The organism is Pseudomonas mangiferae, assembly GCF_007109405.1.
GTDB classification, from domain to species: domain Bacteria; phylum Pseudomonadota; class Gammaproteobacteria; order Pseudomonadales; family Pseudomonadaceae; genus Pseudomonas_T; species Pseudomonas_T mangiferae.
This window is the reverse complement of the sequence record NZ_VJOY01000004.1, coordinates 29,232-47,041: the sequence shown is the minus strand read 5'-3', so window position 1 is coordinate 47,041 and position 17,810 is coordinate 29,232. Positions and strand designations below refer to the sequence as shown.

Annotated in this window: 13 protein-coding genes and 2 tRNA genes; 9 read left to right on the top strand and 6 right to left on the bottom strand. The window is 69.3% G+C overall.

The window, feature by feature from the left end; translation table 11 throughout:
• Positions 1 to 6 precede the first annotated feature (6 nt).
• The 6 genes from FM069_RS06365 to FM069_RS06340 are packed head-to-tail and all read right to left on the bottom strand — an operon-like array spanning position 7 to position 9,783.
• Positions 7 to 2,490, bottom strand: coding sequence for a TonB-dependent receptor (locus FM069_RS06365; RefSeq protein WP_233281995.1), 2,484 nt, complete (start codon positions 2,488 to 2,490; stop codon positions 7 to 9).
• Positions 2,487 to 4,898, bottom strand: a complete 2,412-nt coding sequence (locus FM069_RS06360) for a hybrid sensor histidine kinase/response regulator (RefSeq protein WP_233281994.1) — start codon at positions 4,896 to 4,898, stop codon at positions 2,487 to 2,489. Before FM069_RS06360 ends, FM069_RS06365 begins: the two co-directional genes overlap by 4 nt.
• A complete protein-coding gene (locus FM069_RS06355; protein ID WP_143487453.1) occupies positions 4,895 to 5,680 on the bottom strand; it encodes a response regulator transcription factor in 786 nt (261 codons plus the stop codon). The genes FM069_RS06360 and FM069_RS06355 overlap by 4 nt, the downstream gene beginning before the upstream one ends.
• A gap of 25 nt (positions 5,681 to 5,705) precedes the next feature.
• On the bottom strand, positions 5,706 to 6,329 hold the full coding sequence (locus tag FM069_RS06350; protein WP_143487452.1) for an exosortase H-associated membrane protein: 624 nt from the start codon (positions 6,327 to 6,329) through the stop codon (positions 5,706 to 5,708).
• A complete protein-coding gene (gene xrtH / locus FM069_RS06345; RefSeq protein WP_143487451.1) occupies positions 6,322 to 6,840 on the bottom strand; it encodes an exosortase H in 519 nt (172 codons plus the stop codon). Before xrtH ends, FM069_RS06350 begins: the two co-directional genes overlap by 8 nt.
• Positions 6,841 to 6,846: 6 nt before the next feature.
• On the bottom strand, positions 6,847 to 9,783 hold the full coding sequence (locus FM069_RS06340; protein ID WP_178106680.1) for an IPTL-CTERM sorting domain-containing protein: 2,937 nt from the start codon (positions 9,781 to 9,783) through the stop codon (positions 6,847 to 6,849).
• An 895-nt stretch (positions 9,784 to 10,678) separates the two neighbouring features.
• On the opposite strand from FM069_RS06340, the gene FM069_RS06335 reads away from it, so the two are divergent.
• The 9 genes from FM069_RS06335 (at position 10,679) to FM069_RS06295 (ending at position 17,799) form a co-directional block, all read left to right on the top strand.
• A complete protein-coding gene (locus tag FM069_RS06335) occupies positions 10,679 to 12,409 on the top strand; it encodes a tetratricopeptide repeat protein (protein ID WP_143487449.1) in 1,731 nt (576 codons plus the stop codon).
• A gap of 4 nt (positions 12,410 to 12,413) precedes the next feature.
• A complete protein-coding gene (gene lolB, locus FM069_RS06330; protein WP_143487448.1) occupies positions 12,414 to 13,043 on the top strand; it encodes a lipoprotein insertase outer membrane protein LolB in 630 nt (209 codons plus the stop codon).
• A complete protein-coding gene (ispE, locus tag FM069_RS06325; protein ID WP_143487447.1) occupies positions 13,040 to 13,912 on the top strand; it encodes a 4-(cytidine 5'-diphospho)-2-C-methyl-D-erythritol kinase in 873 nt (290 codons plus the stop codon). The genes lolB and ispE overlap by 4 nt, the downstream gene beginning before the upstream one ends.
• 33 nt (positions 13,913 to 13,945) lie before the next feature.
• A tRNA-Gln gene (locus FM069_RS06320) sits at positions 13,946 to 14,020 on the top strand.
• A 94-nt stretch (positions 14,021 to 14,114) separates the two neighbouring features.
• On the top strand, positions 14,115 to 15,056 hold the full coding sequence (locus FM069_RS06315) for a ribose-phosphate pyrophosphokinase (RefSeq protein WP_143487446.1): 942 nt from the start codon (positions 14,115 to 14,117) through the stop codon (positions 15,054 to 15,056).
• Positions 15,057 to 15,179: 123 nt separating this feature from the next.
• The gene (locus FM069_RS06310; RefSeq protein ID WP_143487445.1) at positions 15,180 to 15,797 is read left to right on the top strand and encodes a 50S ribosomal protein L25/general stress protein Ctc; all 618 of its coding nucleotides are present in this window, start codon (positions 15,180 to 15,182) and stop codon (positions 15,795 to 15,797) included.
• Positions 15,798 to 15,827: 30 nt separating this feature from the next.
• Positions 15,828 to 16,412, top strand: a complete 585-nt coding sequence (gene pth / locus FM069_RS06305; RefSeq protein ID WP_143487444.1) for an aminoacyl-tRNA hydrolase — start codon at positions 15,828 to 15,830, stop codon at positions 16,410 to 16,412.
• Positions 16,413 to 16,453: 41 nt separating this feature from the next.
• On the top strand, positions 16,454 to 17,554 hold the full coding sequence (ychF, locus tag FM069_RS06300; RefSeq protein ID WP_143487443.1) for a redox-regulated ATPase YchF: 1,101 nt from the start codon (positions 16,454 to 16,456) through the stop codon (positions 17,552 to 17,554).
• 168 nt (positions 17,555 to 17,722) lie between these two features.
• A tRNA-Met gene (locus FM069_RS06295) sits at positions 17,723 to 17,799 on the top strand.
• The last annotated feature ends 11 nt before the right edge of the window (positions 17,800 to 17,810 follow it).

Here is a 17,810-nt window from a genome sequence, read left to right as displayed (position 1 = left end):
CGGGGTTCAGTAGCGGGCCCGCAGGCTCACCCCGAGGGTTCGCGGCTCGCCGGGCAGCACCAGGTAGTCGCCGCTGCCCAGGGAGGTGTAGACCGCGTCCACGTAGGCCCGGTCGAACAGGTTGCGCACCCAGCCCTCCACCTCCCAGCCCCGGTCCGCGCGGCGCAGGCCGAGCCGCAGGTCGGTGAGGCCGTAGGCCGGCTGGTAGCTGCCCGCGCCACCCTCCAGGGTGCCGAAGTAACCGCTGCGGAAGCTGTAGTCGACGCCGGCGTAGGCTTCCAGCCCCGCGTCCAGGGGGTGGCGGTAGTCCAGGCCGCTGCTGGCGTTCCACTCCGGAGCGTTGTACAGCCGCTGGCCGGCCAGGTCGCAGGTCCAGGCGCCGCTGCCCGGGGCGCAGGGGGCGTTGGGGAAGTCCCGGTAGCGGGCGTCGCTCCAGGCCACCCCCAGGCGCAGGTCCAGGCGTGGGTGCAGGCGCCAGGCGGAGTCCAGCTCGATGCCCCGCAGGCGCACCTGGCCGACGTTGATCAGGTTGTCCCGCAGGGGCGGGTCGAAGGGCCCCTCCGGCGGGCTGTAGGTGAGAGCCTGGTAGTCGTCCACGTCGGTCTGGTACACGGCCAGGTCGAGCCGCGCGCGATCGTCCCAGAAACGGGTCTTCAGGCCCGCCTCCAGGGAGGTGGCGCGCTCGTCGCCGAAGGTCGGCGAGACCCAGCTGCCCACCACGTCCAGGTTGATCCCGCCGGCCTTGTAGCCCCGCGACCCATTGACATAGCCGAGCACCGTGTCGGTGAAGCGATAGCTCAGCCCCAGCAGGCCGGACACATTGCCCTCCTCCAGCCGGTCGCGGCGGTCGTAACGCCCGCCCAGGGCCACGTCCCGCAGGATCGGCCCGGCGATCTGCGACAGCAGGTCGTCCCCCAGGGGCGCCAGGCCGGTGACCCGGCGGGAGATCCCGCCCTGCTTGCGCTCGCGGGTGTAGCGCAGGCCCAGGTCCACGGCCAGCCGCGGCAGCGGCCGCCAGGTGAGCTGGCCGAAGGCGGCGCGGCTGTCGCCCACCTGCTCGCCGTCGAAGGTCTGCACGCCGCCACTGAGCAGCCCGGCGGGAACCGCGTCCCGGGGCACCCCCAGTTGGCGGAACAATTCCACGTCGCCGAGGAACCAGGCGGCGGCATCGTCGCCGAAGTTCACCTGCACGCCGCGGTTGAGGTGCTGGCGCAGGTAATAGAGGCCGACGACGTAGTCCACGTCCTCGCCGGCATGGCCGTTCAGGCGGAATTCCTGGCTGACCTGGTGCTGGTCCAGGTCGGTAGCCGCCCGCGAGGCGATGTCCAGGGCCTGGCCGTCACCATCGCGGCCGTCGCGGTAGGCCCAGTCGCGGTAGGCGCTGAGGCTGGTGAAGCGCAGGTCGTCGCCGAGGTCGAGGTTCAGCTCCAGGGACACGGCGTCCTGGCGGGTCCGGGTGCGGACCGGGGTGTTGAGGGCGACCCGCCGCCGTTGCGGGTCGCTGTCCAGCAGGCGATAGCCCATGTACTCGGCGCGCGCCAGGGTCTGGGGGCCGTAGTGGCTGGCCATCAGCGCATTGCCGTCGTCGTCCTCGACACCGTGCTCGCCGATCAGCCGGGCGCTGAAGGCGTCGGTCGGGGTCCACAGCAACTGGCCGCGCCAGCCCTCGCTGTCGACACCGTTGAGGGTGGAGCCGTCGTAGCGGTTGTCGACCCAGCCATCGCGGGTGCGCTGGAAGGCGCTCAGGCGGCCCGCCAGCACACCGTCCAGCAATGGCCCGGAGACACTGCCGCGGTACTGGTGGAGGCCGTAGTCGCCCTGCTGGGTCTCCCCTTCCGCCTCGAAATAGGGGGTCGGCTGGCGGGTCACCACGTTCAGTGCGCCGGCGCTGGTGTTGCGGCCGAACAGGGTGCCCTGGGGGCCCCGCAGCACCTCGATGCGCTCCACGTCCAGCAGGTCGGAGAAGGCCATGCCCTGGCGCCCCAGGTAGACCCCGTCGACGAACACCCCGACGCTGCCGTCGAGGCCGTCGTTGTAGGCGGTGGCGCCGAAACCGCGCAGGCCGAAGCCGGCGTAGCGCGGCCCGTGGCCGGAAACCACCAGGCCCGGCACCTGGCGCTGGACGTCCTGCAGGCGGTGACGGCCACCCTGGTCGAGCGCCTCGCCGTCCACCACGGTCAGGGCCATGGGCACCGCGTCGGCACGTTCCTCCCGGCGCCGCGCGGTGACCGTGGTGTCCTCCAGGGTCAGCCGGCCGGCCGTCTCGTCATCCGACGTGCCGACGCCCGACGTAGCGACGCGCGACGTGCCGACGCCCGACGTAGCAACGCGCGACGCGATGGCGCCCGGGAGGGTGACGTCCGTCGCGCGGCCGCGCGTAGGCTCAGGGTCGCGAGCCCGCTCCTCCGCGGCCTGCGCCGCGCCCAGCAGCGACAGCCCGGCCAGCAGCGGGACGACGCGCCAGCCCCGGCCCCGCTCCAGCCCCTTCACGGTGCGCCACCCGCCGTCGCGACCAGGCTCGGCGACGCGGCCCGCAGGGTCCGGCCGATGCAGGCGAGCAGCTCGCCGCTGCTGGCCGGCTTGAGCAGCACGGCATCGAACGCCAGGGTCTCCGGCAGGGACGCCGGCCGCTGTGGCGGCGCGGCCGAATAGAGCACCGCAGGCAGGCCCGGCCAGCGGGCGCGGACCTGCGCCAGCAGGGCCCAGCCGTCCATGCATGGCATGGCCTGGTCGGTGACCACGAGGTCCACCGGCGTCGCCTCCAGCACGGCCAGGGCCTGCTCGCCGTCGCCGGCGCGCTCCACGTCGAAGCCGTAGCCGGTGAGCAGGTCCCCCAGCCAGTCCAGGTTCTGCGCCACGTCGTCCACCAGCAGCACGCGCCGGCCGGCGCCGTCTACCTGGGCAGCGGGATCGTCTGCCATGGCGAAATCCAGGTCCTCTTCCTCGGCCCGCTCCAGCAGCAGGTGGAAGGCGAAGCGGCTGCCGCCACCGGGGCGCGCCTCCACGTCCAGGCGGCTGCCCATGTGGGCCAGCAATTGGCTGACGATGGACAGGCCGAGGCCGCTGCCGTCCCGCTGGCCGACGTTGCGCCCGCGGCGGAACGGTTGCATCAGCGCCTCGCGCTCCCCCGGCTCGATGCCGATGCCGGTGTCCAGTACGGCGAAGCCCAGCTCCACCTGGTGCGGCAGGGCGGTGTCCCGGGCGGCGACCTCGAAGGTGATGCAGCCGTCGCTGGTGAACTTGGCGGCGTTGGCCAGCAGGTTCACCAGCACCTGGCGCAGGCGGCGGAAGTCGGCCTGCACCAGGGCTGGCAGGTCGGCAGCGAAGCGGCTCTCGAAGCGGTTGCCGTTACGCGCGGCGAGAAAGCCCGCCTCGTCCTCGATCTCCCGCAGGAAGCCGTAGAGGTAGCCAGGGGCGAGCACCAGCTCCATCTGCCCCAGCTCGCTGCGAGAGAACTCCAGCAGCTCGTCGATCAGTTCCAGCTGCTGGCGGGCATTACGCTCGATGCGCCGGGGGTAGTCGCGGCTCGGCGCGCCCTGCAGCAGGCGCGCGTAGTCGATGATGCTCACCAGGGGCGAGCGCAGGTCGTGGCTGATCCGCGCCATCAGCGCGCTGCGCGCCTGCAGGGAATCCCGCAACTGCTCGGTGCGCAGCGCCACGGTGTTCTCCAGGCGCTCGTGCTCGGCCTGGCGCTGCCGCTCCAGGTCGTCCAGGGCGCGCTTCTCGCGGGTCCGGCTGCGGCTGAACTCCATCACCAGGGTGCAAACCAGCAGCAGCACGCCGGGCAGCGTCGACAGCAGGCTGTAGCGCTCCTGGCGGGCCTGGAACGGTGCCTCCTCCAGGTGCAGCACGTGGCGCAGGAGGAACTGCAGGAGGAACAGCGCCACCACCGCCCAGGCCAGCCAGCTCAGGCGCAGCCGGCGCCGCCAGCCGGCCCACAGGGTCAGCGGCAGCAGCAGGTAGATGAACAGCCCCAGCATCACCAGGATGCCGCGCCGCCCCTGGACGTGGTCCACCAGCAGGCCCCACAGGTGGAGGCCGGCGAACGCCAGGGGCAGCAGGCCGTATAGCCCGCTCCAGGGGCGCGGCAGGTGGCGGACCCGGAACAGCTCCCGCACGTAGCCGCAGAAGAACACGAAGCACACCGAACTCAACAGCGCGATGACTTCCCGGGTCCAGGGCATCAAGGCCGGCCAGAACACCAGGTAGCCGCCGAGCACGCAGGTCAGGGCGATGTAGGTGAGCACCGCGCCGGCATGCAGGCCCAGCAGGCGCGAGCGCACCATGCCGCCCACCACCAGGCTGAACGGCACCACCAGCAGCACGATGCCCAGGGAGATGCCGTCCACCATCTGGACCCGCTGGCGCTCCCGCAGCAGGCCCAGGGGCGACCACAACTGCGGGTCCAGGGCCAGCAGGGTGTGGCTCTCGACCCGCACCAGCACCTCGGCGCCCTGCCCCGCCTCCAGGGCCAGGGGGAACAGCGGCAGGCGCTCGGCGATCGGCCAGGCCTCCAGGGGATGGGCGCTGCCGGCGCGCTGCACGGACCAGCCGCCCCCGCCCTGGCGGGTGAACACCCGCAGGTCCTCCAGGCGCGGCTGACCGATGCTCAGCCAGAGGGTGCAGGGTGTCGGAGCCGGGTTGTCCACCTGCAGGCGCAGCCAGAACACCGAGCGGGACAGGTCCCACTCCAGGGAGCCCTCGGCCGGGCGGAAGCGCTGCGCCGGCAAGGTCGCGACCTGGTCGACGCCCAGCTGGCCGTCCGGGTCCTCCAGCACCTCCAGGTAGGGCGCCAGGGCCAGGCGCTCGGTGGCGCAGTCCGCCACCGCCGCAGCCAGGGCGCCGCGCGCCAGCAGCAGGGTGAGCAGCACGTACAGCAGTCGCAGCGCCAACCTCATGGGCGGGAACGGGGGCCTTCGTCGAGACCGCCGACCTGCTGGCGGAACTGGCTGGGGGTCACGCCCAGGCGCTCGCGGAACGCGGTGGTGAAGTTGCAGGCGCTGCGGAAGCCCACCAGGTCGGCGACGTCCTGGATGCTCATGGCGCTGTCCTGCAGCAGGGTCTGCGCCCGGCGCAGGCGCGCCTCGCGGATGTAGGCGAACACCGTGGTACCCAGGTGCTCGCGGAAGATCGCCGACAGGCGCTTGTCGTGTGTGCCCACCTGGCGGGCGATCTCCGCCAGCCCGGGCACGTCCGCCAAGTGCTGCTCAATCAGGCGCATGGCCGCCCGCAGGATCACCTGGTCCGGCTCCAGGCGCTCCACCGGCTCGTCGCTGACGGCGGCGGGCTGTTCGCGCCAGACCCGCTGCAGGTGGATGCGGATGCGCGCCAGCACCTCCTCCGGCACGCAGGGCTTGACCACGTAGTCCACGCCGCCGAGGGTCAGCCCTTCCAGGCGGTCGTCGATGTCCGAGGCAGAGGTGAGGAAGACCACCGGCACCCGCTGGGTGGCGGGGGCCTCGCGCAGCAGCCGGCAGAGGGTGAAGCCACTCATCTGCGGCATGTGCACGTCGAGCAGGATCAGGTCGGGGCGCAGCGCCAGGGCGCGCTGGTAGCCCTGGTGGGCCTCGCTGGCCAGGGACAGGCGGAAGCCGTGGGCGCGCAGGAGGGTGACCAGCGCACGCAGCTCTTCAGGGGCATCGTCGATGATCAGGATCAGCGGCGAGTCGGTGAACGACATGGCTATCCCGCCGGGCGGCTCGGGTTCAGGGAGCGCCGACGATACCATCGCCGGCGCCGGCCGTGTGTGATGCGTCCAGCAAAGCCTGACCATGCAGTCCGGCCCACAACGCCAGGGGCGCCACCGCCGGCAGCACCAGGGTGCCGAACTGGTAGCCCAGGGCGATCAGGTCGAGCCCCCATTGGCCCGGCCGCAGCCCGGCGGCCACCGCCGGGTCGAGGTCGAAGAACAGCGCCTTGGCGAAGCCCAGGGCGACGCCGAACACCACCACCGCCAGCAGCGCGCCCGCCGCCAGCAGGGTGGCCAGGCGCCGGCCGGGCAGCCGCGGCAGGCCCAGCAGCAGGGCGAAGAACAGCGGGATGCCGTAGCCGTGGATCATCGGCCGGCCCTCCAGGACCAGCTCGGCCAGGCGCCCGGGCGGCACCGTCAGGCTGCCGTACTGGCCGCCGCCCAGGCGCACCACCGCGTGGACCAGGGCGCCGTCGGCGTCCAGCTTGAAGATCAAGCCGTCGCTGAGCAGGCGCAGCGGCGTGTGCAACAGGCCCGCCACCAGGTTCGCCACGAGGGGCGACAGCAGGTACCAGGCGACGAACAGCAGCGGCAGCCAGAGCAGCACCCGCCGCAGGGAACGCGTGAAGCCGTCAGGCATGGGCCACCTCCGTCGGGCGCGGCGCCAGCTGCCCGATCCGGCCCAGGTAACGCAGCCAGAGCAGGAACACCACGAACACGTCCAGCAGGATCAGCACCTGCCAGATGTACAGGTGCGCCCAGTCGAAGGCACGCAGGCTCCATTGGCCCAGGTAGAACAGGCTGATGATGCGCAGCAGGTTGAGCAAGTGCAGGGAGACCAGGCCGACCAGCAGCCCCCAGGCCTTTTCCCGCCAGCCGGCGGGAAAGGCGAGGATCGCGGACAGCAGGATGATCGACGCTTCGATGCCGTTGCAGCCGGCCTGGATCGACATGCCGAAACCGGACGGCACGTCGAACAGGTGGATGCCCCGGGACACCGCGCCGGCATCCGCCAGGCGCACCAGGGCGATGCTGGCGAACGCCAGCATCTCGGTGAAGGGCGCCACCAGCCAGCGCTGCACCGGCTCGGTGAGCTCCAGGGTGAACAGCACCAGCTGGAGCAGGCCGAAGCCGATGAAGAAGCGCTTCACCGCGGGTTACCCCGGCATCCCGGGACGACGCCCGGCCATGCCGTAGACGCCCAGGGCCATCAGCACGGAGAGCAGGATCAGCGCCCACTCCGACAGGGTCGGCGCGCCCTTCGGATCGACGATCACCGGGGTCTGTGCGCTGCCGCTGTTGTTGCCCGGGTTCGGGTCGTTCTCCGCGCTGACCGTGGCGACGTTGGTCAGGGACTGACTGGCGAAGCTGCCGGCCAGGCGGGTGGTGACGGTGAACGACTCGCTGCCGCCGCTGGCCAGGTCGCTGACGGTGCAGCGCACGGTGCGGCTGGCCAGCACGTAGGTGCAGGCCGGCGAGGCGGACACGTAGGTCAGGCCGCTGGGCAGCACGTCGCTGACCACCGCGTTGCGGCTGCGCTCCGGACCGGCGTTGTCCACGCGGATGCTGTAGCTCACCTCGTCACCCGGCAGCAGGGCGTTGGAGCTGCTGCTCTTGGCCAGGCTCAGGTCGGCGCGGGTGTCGCGCACCTCCACCTTCACCGTCGCGGTGGCGCAGTTGTCCGGGTCCTGGGTCTCGCAGATCCGGTAGTCGAAGGTGTAGGTGCCCGGGTCGGTGCCGGCGGCGACGGTGACGTTGCCGGTGCCCGGGTCCAGGGTGATGCCGGCCGGCGGCGTGGCGGTGAGGGTCACGCCGGGGGTCGCGGGGGTGCCGCCGCCGACGCTGTCGTTGCCGAACACGTTGCCCACCACCTGGGTGGTCTCGCTGGTCACCGGACCGTAAGTGTCGTCGCCGGCGCTGATCACCGCGGCCTCCACCACGAAGCTGACCGTGGCGCTGTCGCAGTTGTCCGGGTCGCCCACCTCGCAGAGGGTGTACGGGAAGCTGTAGGCGCCGGGCGGCGTGCCGGGCGCGACGTTCACTGCGCCGGTGGCCGGGTCGACAGTGATGCCGGCCGGCGGGGTGACGCTAAGCACCACGTTGCCGGTGTTCACCGCGCCGCCGTTGAGGCTGTCGTTGCCGTACAGGTTGACCACGCTGGGGTTGCCCTGGCTGCTGATCACCGGCACCGGGTTGCTGTCGTCGTTGGCGACGATCTCCGAGGCCTGGACGGTCAGGCTGACGGTGGCGTCGTCGCAGTTGGCGGGGCTGGCCTGCTCGCAGATGCGGTAGACGAAGCTGTAGGGCCCCGGATTGGTGCCCGGTGCGACGCTGACCACGCCGGTGGCGGGGTCGAAGCCGATGCCGGTCGGCAGGGTGCCCACCAGGCTGGCGGTGACGCGGCTGGCATCCACCACCTGGTCGTTGAGGCGGTCGTTGGCGAACACGCTGCCCAGGTTGGCATTGCCGGCGCTGCTGATCACCGGGGTGGCGTACGGGTCGTCCACCGCGTCGATCCGCGAGGTCACCGGCGAGGTCTCCACGGTGGCGGTGCCGCCGCGGGGATCGGGCCCGGGGTTGGTCTGCTCGGAGTAGCTCACCGAAGCGGTGTTGCCGATGCTCTGGTTGGCCAGTTGCGGATCGGTCACCCGCACCTTGAAGCGCACCCGCGCGGCCTCGCCCGGGACGATCAGGCCGCCGGCGCTGCCGGTGGCGCCGCTGCCGACGCGGAAACTCACCGCGCGGCCGGCGGCATCGTAGTCCGCCAGGTCATCACCGCTGGCGTCGGTCTGCCCGCCGGTGGGGGCGCCGCCGACGTTGCTCACCACCTCCAGGGAACCGGGTACCAGCTCGGTGCCGGCCGGCAGCGGGTCGCGGACCGCCACGCCGGTGGCGCCGTCGGTGCCGGTGTTGCTGAAGGCGATCTCGTAGACGATCTCGTCGCCGAAGACCACCTGGCTGCCGCCGCTGGCGTTGCTGTAGGTCTTGGTCAGCGAGGACACCAGGTTCGGCTCGAACAGCTCGGTGGCGAAGGTCACCGCGTGGGGGAAGTAGGCGTCGCCGGAGGTGGAGAAGCTCAGGTTCGCCTGGGTGGCGTTGTTGGCCAGGATGCCGGACGCATCGACGTAGTCGATGTCGATGGCCATCTGGTTGACGTAGTCCGGGTTCTTCGCGCTGAGGCGGGTGCCCAGCCGCGAGATGCTGCTGTTCCAGAAGTTGGTGGCCGGGTTCTGCGCATCGGTCAGGGTCTGGCCGTTCAGGCGGAAGGCATCCCCGGCGATGTCGTTGTCGCCTTCCCAGACCAGGGCGCCCATGTAGGTGGTGAAGCTGGCGCTGGCCGGGGTGCGCAGGCCGGTGACGTCGATGCTGGCCGTGATGTTGTCGCTGACCACGCCGTCGTTGTTGTCCAGCTTGCCGTCGAACACCATCAGGCGGCGGTACGGCTCGTTCTCGTCGCGGTAGACCACGATGAGGCTCCAGCCGCCGTAGTGACCGAGGCTGGAGCCGTTGCCGCTGACAGCGGTCAGGCCGCCGGCGAAGTAATCGCCGCTGCCGGCGCTGCGCACCAGTTGGGTGACGTCGGCGAACGCGGTGTACGGACGCGCGTCGCTACTCCCCTGGGTAGTGAACGTGTTGATGTCCACGGGGCGCGCCACCACGTCCTGGTAGTCCGTGGCGCCGGGCACCCGCAGGTGCAGCGTGCCGCGGGCGGCATTGCTGGGCGCGGCGCGGCCGCCCCAGTAGAGGCCGGCGGACAGCACCTCGGCACCGGCCGGCAGGGTCAGGTTGGCGCTGGACGAGTTGGTGAAGCCGGCGCCCGGGTCGACGTTGACGTAGACCATCGTCCGGTTGGCGTTGCCGCCGGCCACCGCGCCCGCCTGCTCGGAGGCGCAGGAACCGCCCTGGCAGGTGAGCAGGGTGTTGCCGACCATGGTGATATCGCCGCGGTCGTTGAAGGTCTCACGCGCGGTGAAGGCCGCTTCCGCCGCCGGTAGCAGGCTGCCGGTGAGCAGCAGCGAGAGCATCGCCTGTCGCCAGCGGCTGCGTTTCGGCGCGGTGCTCCCGCCAGGTCCGGGCACGATGAGGTGGGTCATGACATCTCCTTGTGGTCGGCGGCGCCTCCATGGGGCGCCACGCGTGTTGGAAGGGGTCGAACGGCGCATCGCCCCGGGCCTGTGGGCACGTAGTGGGCGGCGCGAACGCGCACGGAGCCGCGGCCTTCTTGGCGGGGCCGTTGCGGATGACGCGGGACGTTCGGTGCCGGCGAAGGCCGGCATGGGCGAGGCGCGGGATGGGGGTCGAGGGCAGGCCGGGCGACGAGGGACGCAACCGCGTTCCGCGCATGCGCGACCCCGGCAGGTACCAGGCCATTCGCGACCGCCAGGCAGTGCCTGCACGAATTTGGCGCAGACTCTAGGAAGCCGCCCCGACCCCAACAAGGCCGGCGCGGCGGAATCAGCTTCCCATCGGGAGGGCGAATCGGCGGGCGGGAAAAGCCCGGTGCCGCCGGTTATCCAGGGGCCGATGCACGCGGCCGCCTGGGTCCGCCCTGCCGGGCCGCGAGGTGCACACGGGCACCTTTGCCGGAGCGGGCGCCTCCTACCCGTTCAGCGGGCGTCGACGACGAAAACTTTCGCGAAACGTTGTCGGCTGGTTCGCGTTTCGAGACATACGCCGGACTCGCTCGAGAGCGGCCATTCCCGAGGTGACGTCATCCTGGAAAGGACTGAAAGAGGCCGGAGCAGGACCGGCTTTGCCCGCCAACATGAACCGGAGCGCCCATTTTCCAAGGGCGCTACCGCGGCGATGGCCCGGTGCCCGGCGGCATTGATCGCACCAATTCGCCGCGATGCCGTCCAAGGCTCGGGACCTGCGCCGCCAGGACGCCGCCACGACACGGCAGCGCGGGCCTGCGAGCCACTGCCCACGGGCATCCGGCTTGTGTCATGATGCCGCAACCGCAGGTTAGTCACTCCTCCTCTCTTCCTTATGAACAAATCCCTCGCGTTGCTGACCGCCGCCCTGTTCCTCGCCGGCTGCCAGAATCTCTCCCCACGCACGGAAGGCGATACGCCGCCAGCGACGGAGACCCCGCCGGCCCAGGTCGATCAGCAGCCCCAGGTCTATGGCTCGTTCAGCCAGGAGACGCTCTACGAGCTGCTCGCCGCGGAACTGGCCGGGCAACGCAACCGCTTCGACATCGCCCTGGGCAACTACGTCCGCCAGGCCCACGAGACCCAGGACCCGGCGGTGGCCGAACGGGCCTTCCGCATCGCCGAGTACCTCGGCGCCGACGACGCGGCGCTGGACACCGCGCTGGTCTGGGCCAAGACCGCCAACGGCAACCTCGATGCCCAGCGCGCCGCCGCCGTGCAGCTGGCCCGCGCAGGTCGCTACGACGAAGCCATGCAGTACATGGAGAGGGCCCTGCAGGGCCAGGGCGCGACCCACTTCGATTTCCTCGCGCTGTCCGCCGCCGAGACCGACGCCGACACCCGCGCCGGTCTGCTGCAGAGTTTCGATCGCCTGCTCAAGAAATACCCGGACAACAGCCAGCTGGTATTCGGCAAGGCCGTGCTGCTGCAACAGGATGGCCGCCCCAACGAGGCGCTGACCCTGCTGGAAAGCCTGCCCAACGCCAACAAGGACGTCGCCCCGCTGCTGCTGCGGGCGCGCCTGTTGCAGAGCCTGGGCCGCACCGACGACGCCCTGCCCTTGCTGCAGAAAGGCATCAAGCAGCACCCCGACGACAAACGCCTGCGCCTGACCTATGCGCGCATGCTGGTGGAGCAGGATCGCCTGAACGAGGCGAAGTCGGAATTCTCCGGCCTGGTCCAGCAGTTCCCGGACGACGACGACCTGCGCTTCTCCCTGGCCCTGGTGTGCCTGGAAGGCGAAGCCTGGGACGAGGCGGAGGTCTACCTGCAGCAACTGGTGGAGCGCGGCAGCCACGTGGACGCCGCCCACTTCAACCTGGGGCGCGCCTACGAAGAACAGCACGACATCGAGAGCGCGCTGATCGAGTACGACCTGGTGGGCGCCGGCAACGACTATCTGCCGGCGCAGATGCGCGTCACCGAGCTGCTGCTGGCGGCCGGCCGCACCGACGAGGCCCGCGCCCGCCTGGCCAAGGCCCGGGACAGTCAGCCTGATTACGCCATCCAGCTGTACCTGATCGAGGCCGAGAGCTTCGCCAACCAGAACCAGGGCGAACGCGCCTGGAGCGTCATCCAGCAGGCCCTCCAGCAGTTCCCCGACGACACCAACCTGCTCTACACCCGCGCCATGCTGGCGGAGAAGCGCGGCGACCTGGCGCAACTGGAGCGCGACCTGCGCCAGGTGATCGCCCGCGACCCGGAAAACGCCATGGCGCTCAACGCCCTGGGCTACACCCTCGCCGACCGCACCACCCGCTACGGCGAGGCCAAGGCCCTGGTGGAGAAGGCCTACCAGATCAAGCCGGACGACCCGGCGATCCTCGACAGCCTGGGCTGGGTGAACTTCCGCCTGGGCAACCTGGCCGAGGCTGAGCGACTGCTGCGCATCGCCCTGCTGCGCTACCCCGACGCCGAGGTCGCCGCCCACCTTGGCGAGGCCCTCTGGGCCCAGGGCAAGCAGCGCGAAGCCCGCGATGTCTGGGCCGACGCCCTGAAGAAGCAGCCCGACAACGCCATCCTGCGCGCCACCATCAAGCGCCTCACCGGTTCCGAGAAGCCCTGATTCCATGACCGTGTTTTCCCGCATCCGCACCGCCAGCGTCCTTCTCGCCCTCACGGTACTGGCCGGCTGCGCCGGCTTCGGCAGCCGCGAAGCCGTGGAGGGCCAGGGCGACCCCGCCCAGTGGAAGGCCCACAAGGCCCAGGTCGCCGGCATCGACGGTTGGCAGATCAATGGCAAGGTAGGCATCCGCGCGCCCAAGGACTCCGGCAGCGGCACACTGTTCTGGCTGCAGCGCCAGGACTACTACGACATCCGCCTCTCCGGCCCCCTGGGACGCGGCGCGGCGCGCCTGACCGGCCACCCCGGCAGCGCAGCGCTGGAAGTCGCCAACCAGGGCCGCTACGAGGCCGCCACGCCGGAAGCCCTGCTGGAAGAACAACTGGGCTGGCGCCTGCCGGTCTCCCACCTGCTCTGGTGGATCCGCGGCCTGCCGGCTCCGGACAGCAAGAGCCGCCTGACCCTCGGCGCCGACAGTCGCCTCGCTCACCTGGAACAGGATGGCTGGCAGGTGGACTACCTGGCCTACACCGACCAGGGCGGCGAGCACCTGCCGGAACGCATCAAGCTCCACGGCCACGAACTCGACGTCACCGTAGTGATCAAGGACTGGCAACCGCGCCGGCTCGGCCGATGACAGCGGTACCCCCTGCGCTCGCCGAGGCCCAGCTGGTGCTGCCGGCGCCGGCCAAGCTCAACCTGATGCTGCACATCCTCGGCCGTCGCGCCGATGGTTACCACGAGCTGCAGACCCTGTTCCAGTTCGTCGACCATGGCGACGAACTGGGTTTCTCCGTGCGCCGGGACGGCGACATCCGCCTGCAGAGCCACCTGCACGGGGTGGCCCACGACGACAACCTCATCGTCCGCGCTGCGCGCCTGCTGCAGGCCGAGAGCGGCTGCACCCTGGGCGCCGACATCTGGCTTGAAAAACGCCTGCCCCTGGGCGGCGGTATCGGTGGTGGCAGCTCCGACGCCGCCACCACCCTGCTAGGCCTGGATCGCCTGTGGAATCTCCAGCTGGGCGAAGAACGCCTGGCGGCCCTGGGCCTGCGCCTGGGTGCGGACGTACCGGTATTCGTGCGTGGCCGCGCGGCGTTCGCCGAGGGCGTCGGCGAGCGGCTGCTGCCGGTCGAACCGGAAGAACCCTGGTACCTGGTGGCCGCGCCGCAAGTGTCTGTCAGTACAGCGGAAATTTTCCGCGACCCGGAGTTGACACGAAACACGCCCGCCATTACAGTGCGCACCGTTCTCGAGCGAGGCGGTCGTAATGACTGTCAGCTGGTAGTCGAGAAGCGTTACCCAGAAGTTCGTAACGCTTTGATCTTGCTAAACAAATTTGTTTCAGCTAGATTGACCGGCACTGGAGGTTGCGTGTTTGGGAGCTTCCCAAACCAAGGCGAAGCTGATAAAGTCGCCGCCCAACTTCCAGCCTCCCTGCCAAGTTTCGTGGCCAAAGGCAGCAACATTTCGATGCTGCACCGGAAGCTGAAGAACTTGTCCTGAGACACGAATGCCTGGCATTCGATAGCTACATACAGGGGCGTCGCCAAGCGGTAAGGCAGCAGGTTTTGATCCTGCCATGCGTTGGTTCGAATCCAGCCGCCCCTGCCATATCCTACGAAGCTGTTCAAGATTGCTGCTCAAGCGGCCTTTTTGAACAGCTTTTTAATTCATCGGGTCCACCCTCAGCCGGCAGGTACTGCGCGTGTCCAAGATGATGGTCTTCACGGGGAACGCCAACCCCGATCTGGCGCGTCGCGTCGTACGTCAGCTGCACATCCCCCTCGGTGATGCCTCGGTCGGTAAGTTCTCCGACGGCGAGATCAGCGCCGAGATCAACGAAAACGTCCGCGGCAAGGACGTCTTCCTGATCCAGCCGACCTGCGCCCCGACCAACGACAACCTGATGGAACTGGTGGTGATGGCCGATGCCTTCCGCCGTTCCTCGGCGTCCCGCATCACCGCCGTGATCCCCTACTTCGGCTACGCCCGCCAGGATCGCCGCCCGCGCTCCGCCCGTGTGGCGATCAGCGCCAAGGTGGTGGCCGACATGCTCACCGTGGTGGGCATCAACCGGGTGCTCACCGTCGACCTGCACGCCGACCAGATCCAGGGCTTCTTCGATATCCCCGTGGACAACATCTACGGGTCGCCGGTCCTGGTGGACGATATCGAGGACCAGCGCTTCGAGAATTTGATGATCGTCTCCCCCGACATCGGTGGCGTGGTCCGCGCCCGCGCGGTGGCCAAGTCCCTCGGGGTCGACCTGGCGATCATCGACAAGCGCCGTCCCAAGGCCAACCAGTCCGAAGTGATGCACATCATCGGCGACGTGGAAGGCCGTACCTGCGTCCTGGTGGACGACATGGTGGACACCGCCGGCACCCTCGGCCACGCCGCCAAGGCGCTGAAGGAACATGGCGCCGCCAAGGTCCTGGCCTACTGCACCCACCCGGTGCTGTCCGGCCGCGCCATCGAGAACATCGAGAATTCCGTGCTGGACGAGCTGGTGGTGACCAACACCATCCCGTTGTCCGCCGCGGCCCAGGCCTGCCCGCGCATCCGCCAGCTGGACATCGCGCCGGTGGTGGCCGAAGCGGTTCGCCGCATCAGTAACGAAGAATCGATCAGCGCCATGTTCCGCTGAGGCTTCGGCCTCGGCCCCTGACGCCGACGTAGAGCGCCCCGCCCCGTGCGGGGCTTTTTGCCCAACCGCCCGCGTGCTGGTCGCAAGCGCCCCGGGCGGTTTGGTTATAGTGGAGAACCGAAAATGTCGAATGAATTTGCCCTGAATGCCGAAGCGCGTTCCGACCTGGGGAAAGGTGCGAGCCGCCGCCTGCGTCGTAACGCCAACCTCGTTCCCGCCGTGATCTACGGTGGCGACAAGGCGCCCCAGTCCATCAGCCTGCTGGCCAAAGACCTGGCCAAGCTGCTGGAAAACGAAGCCGCCTTCAGCCACGTGCTGTCCCTGAACGTCGCCGGCGCCAACGAAACCGTGCTGATCAAGGCCCTGCAACGTCACCCGGCCAAGGGTTACGTGCTGCACGCCGACTTCCAGCGGGTGGTCGCGGGCCAGAAGCTGCAAGCCCACGTGCCGCTGCACTTCATGAACCAGGAAACCGCCGCTGGCGTGAAGACCGGTGGTGGCGAGATCTCCCACACCCTGTCCGAAGTCGAAGTCTCCTGCCTGCCGAAAGACCTGCCGGAATTCATCGAAGTCGACATGGCCAAGGTCGAAGTGGGCCAGATCGTCCACCTGTCCGACCTCAAGCTGCCGAAAGGCGTCGAGCTGGTGGCCCTGGCCCACGGTAGCGACCTGGCCGTGGCCAACATCCACATGCCGCGCGTCCAGGCCGAGAGCGAAGACACCGGCACCGCTGCCGAGTAAGCGCCACGCCTGAAAGGAAGGGCCCCCGTCGTGACTGCCGTACAACTGATCGTCGGCCTGGGAAATCCAGGCCCCGAATACGAACAGACCCGGCATAACGCGGGGGCCCTTTTCGTTGAGCGCCTGGCCTCGAGCCAGGGCGTCAACCTGAGCGTCGACCGCAAGTACTTCGGTCTGGTGGGCAAGTTCTCCCATCAAGGCAAGGACGTCCGCCTGCTGATTCCCACCACCTACATGAATCGCAGCGGCCAGTCAGTCGCGGCCCTGGCGGGTTTCTTCCGGATCGCCCCGGACGCCATCCTCGTGGCCCACGACGAACTCGACCTGCCCCCCGGCGTCGCCAAGCTCAAGCAAGGTGGCGGCCATGGCGGCCACAACGGCTTGCGCGACATCATTGCCCAACTGGGCAACCAGAACGGTTTCCATCGCCTGCGCCTGGGCATCGGCCACCCCGGCCACAGCAGCCAGGTGACCGGCTACGTGCTCGGCCGCGCGCCGCGCAGCGAGCAGGACCTGCTGGATGGCAGCATCGACGCCACCCTGGGCGTCCTGCCGCAGATGCTCGCCGGCGACTGGACCAAGGCCATGCAGACCCTGCACAGCCCGCGAGCCTGACCCCCCTTCTCCACCGATTTCACCTCCGCGAGGGATACACCATGGGATTCAACTGCGGCATCGTCGGCCTGCCCAACGTCGGCAAGTCCACCCTGTTCAACGCCCTCACCCAGTCCGGTATCGCGGCGGAAAACTTCCCCTTCTGCACCATCGAGCCCAACAGCGGCATCGTCCCCATGCCCGATGCGCGCCTGGAGGCCCTGGCGGAGATCGTCAAGCCTGAGCGCGTGCTGCCCACCACCATGGAGTTCGTCGACATCGCCGGCCTGGTGGCCGGGGCCTCCAAGGGCGAAGGCCTGGGCAACAAGTTCCTCGCCAACATCCGCGAGACCGACGCCATCGCCCACGTGGTGCGCTGCTTCGAGGACGAGAACGTCATCCACGTGTCCAACTCCGTGGATCCCAAGCGCGACATCGAGGTGATCGACCTCGAACTGATCTTCGCCGACCTGGACAGCTGCGAGAAGCAACTGCAACGGGTCGCCCGCAGCGCCAAGGGCGGCGACAAGGACGCCCTGACCCAGAAAGCCCTGCTGGAGAAGCTGATCCCTCACTTCGAGGCGGGCAAGCCGGCCCGCAGCCTGATGAAGGACATGGACGAGGAGCAGAAGCGCCTGGTTCGCGGCTTCCACCTGCTCACCAGCAAGCCGGTGATGTATATCGCCAACGTCGCCGAGGATGGCTTCGAGAACAACCCGCACCTGGACGTGGTGAAGGCCATCGCCGCCGAAGAAGGCGCCGTGGTGGTCCCGGTGTGCAACAAGATCGAGGCGGAGATTGCCGAGCTGGAGGATGGCGAGGAAAAGGCCATGTTCCTCGAATCCCTCGGCCTGGAAGAGCCCGGCCTGAACCGCGTGATCCGCGCCGGCTACGAACTGCTTAACCTGCAGACCTACTTCACCGCCGGCGTGAAAGAAGTCCGCGCCTGGACCGTCCGCATCGGTGCCACCGCCCCCCAGGCCGCCGCAGTCATCCATACCGACTTCGAGAAAGGCTTCATCCGTGCCGAAGTGGTGGCCTACGACGATTTCATCCAGTACAAGGGCGAGAACGGCGCCAAGGAAGCCGGCAAATGGCGCCTGGAAGGCAAGGACTACATCGTCAAGGACGGCGACGTGATGCACTTCCGCTTCAACGTTTGATCGCTGTATTCGGTAAGGCTCCGATGCGAGCCTTCCCGGCGTTTCATCGAAGGAGTCCGGGACGATCCTGGTGCCGAGCCATCCAGCCTAACCGCTTGATCGCACGCCAGAAATCCGGATCGAAAGGGTTGACAGCCAGCCAGCCACTCCCGATAATGCGCGCCACTTGGCTACGTAGCTCAGCTGGTTAGAGCATAGCATTCATAATGCTGGGGTCCGGGGTTCAAGTCCCTGCGTAGCCACCATACAAAACAAA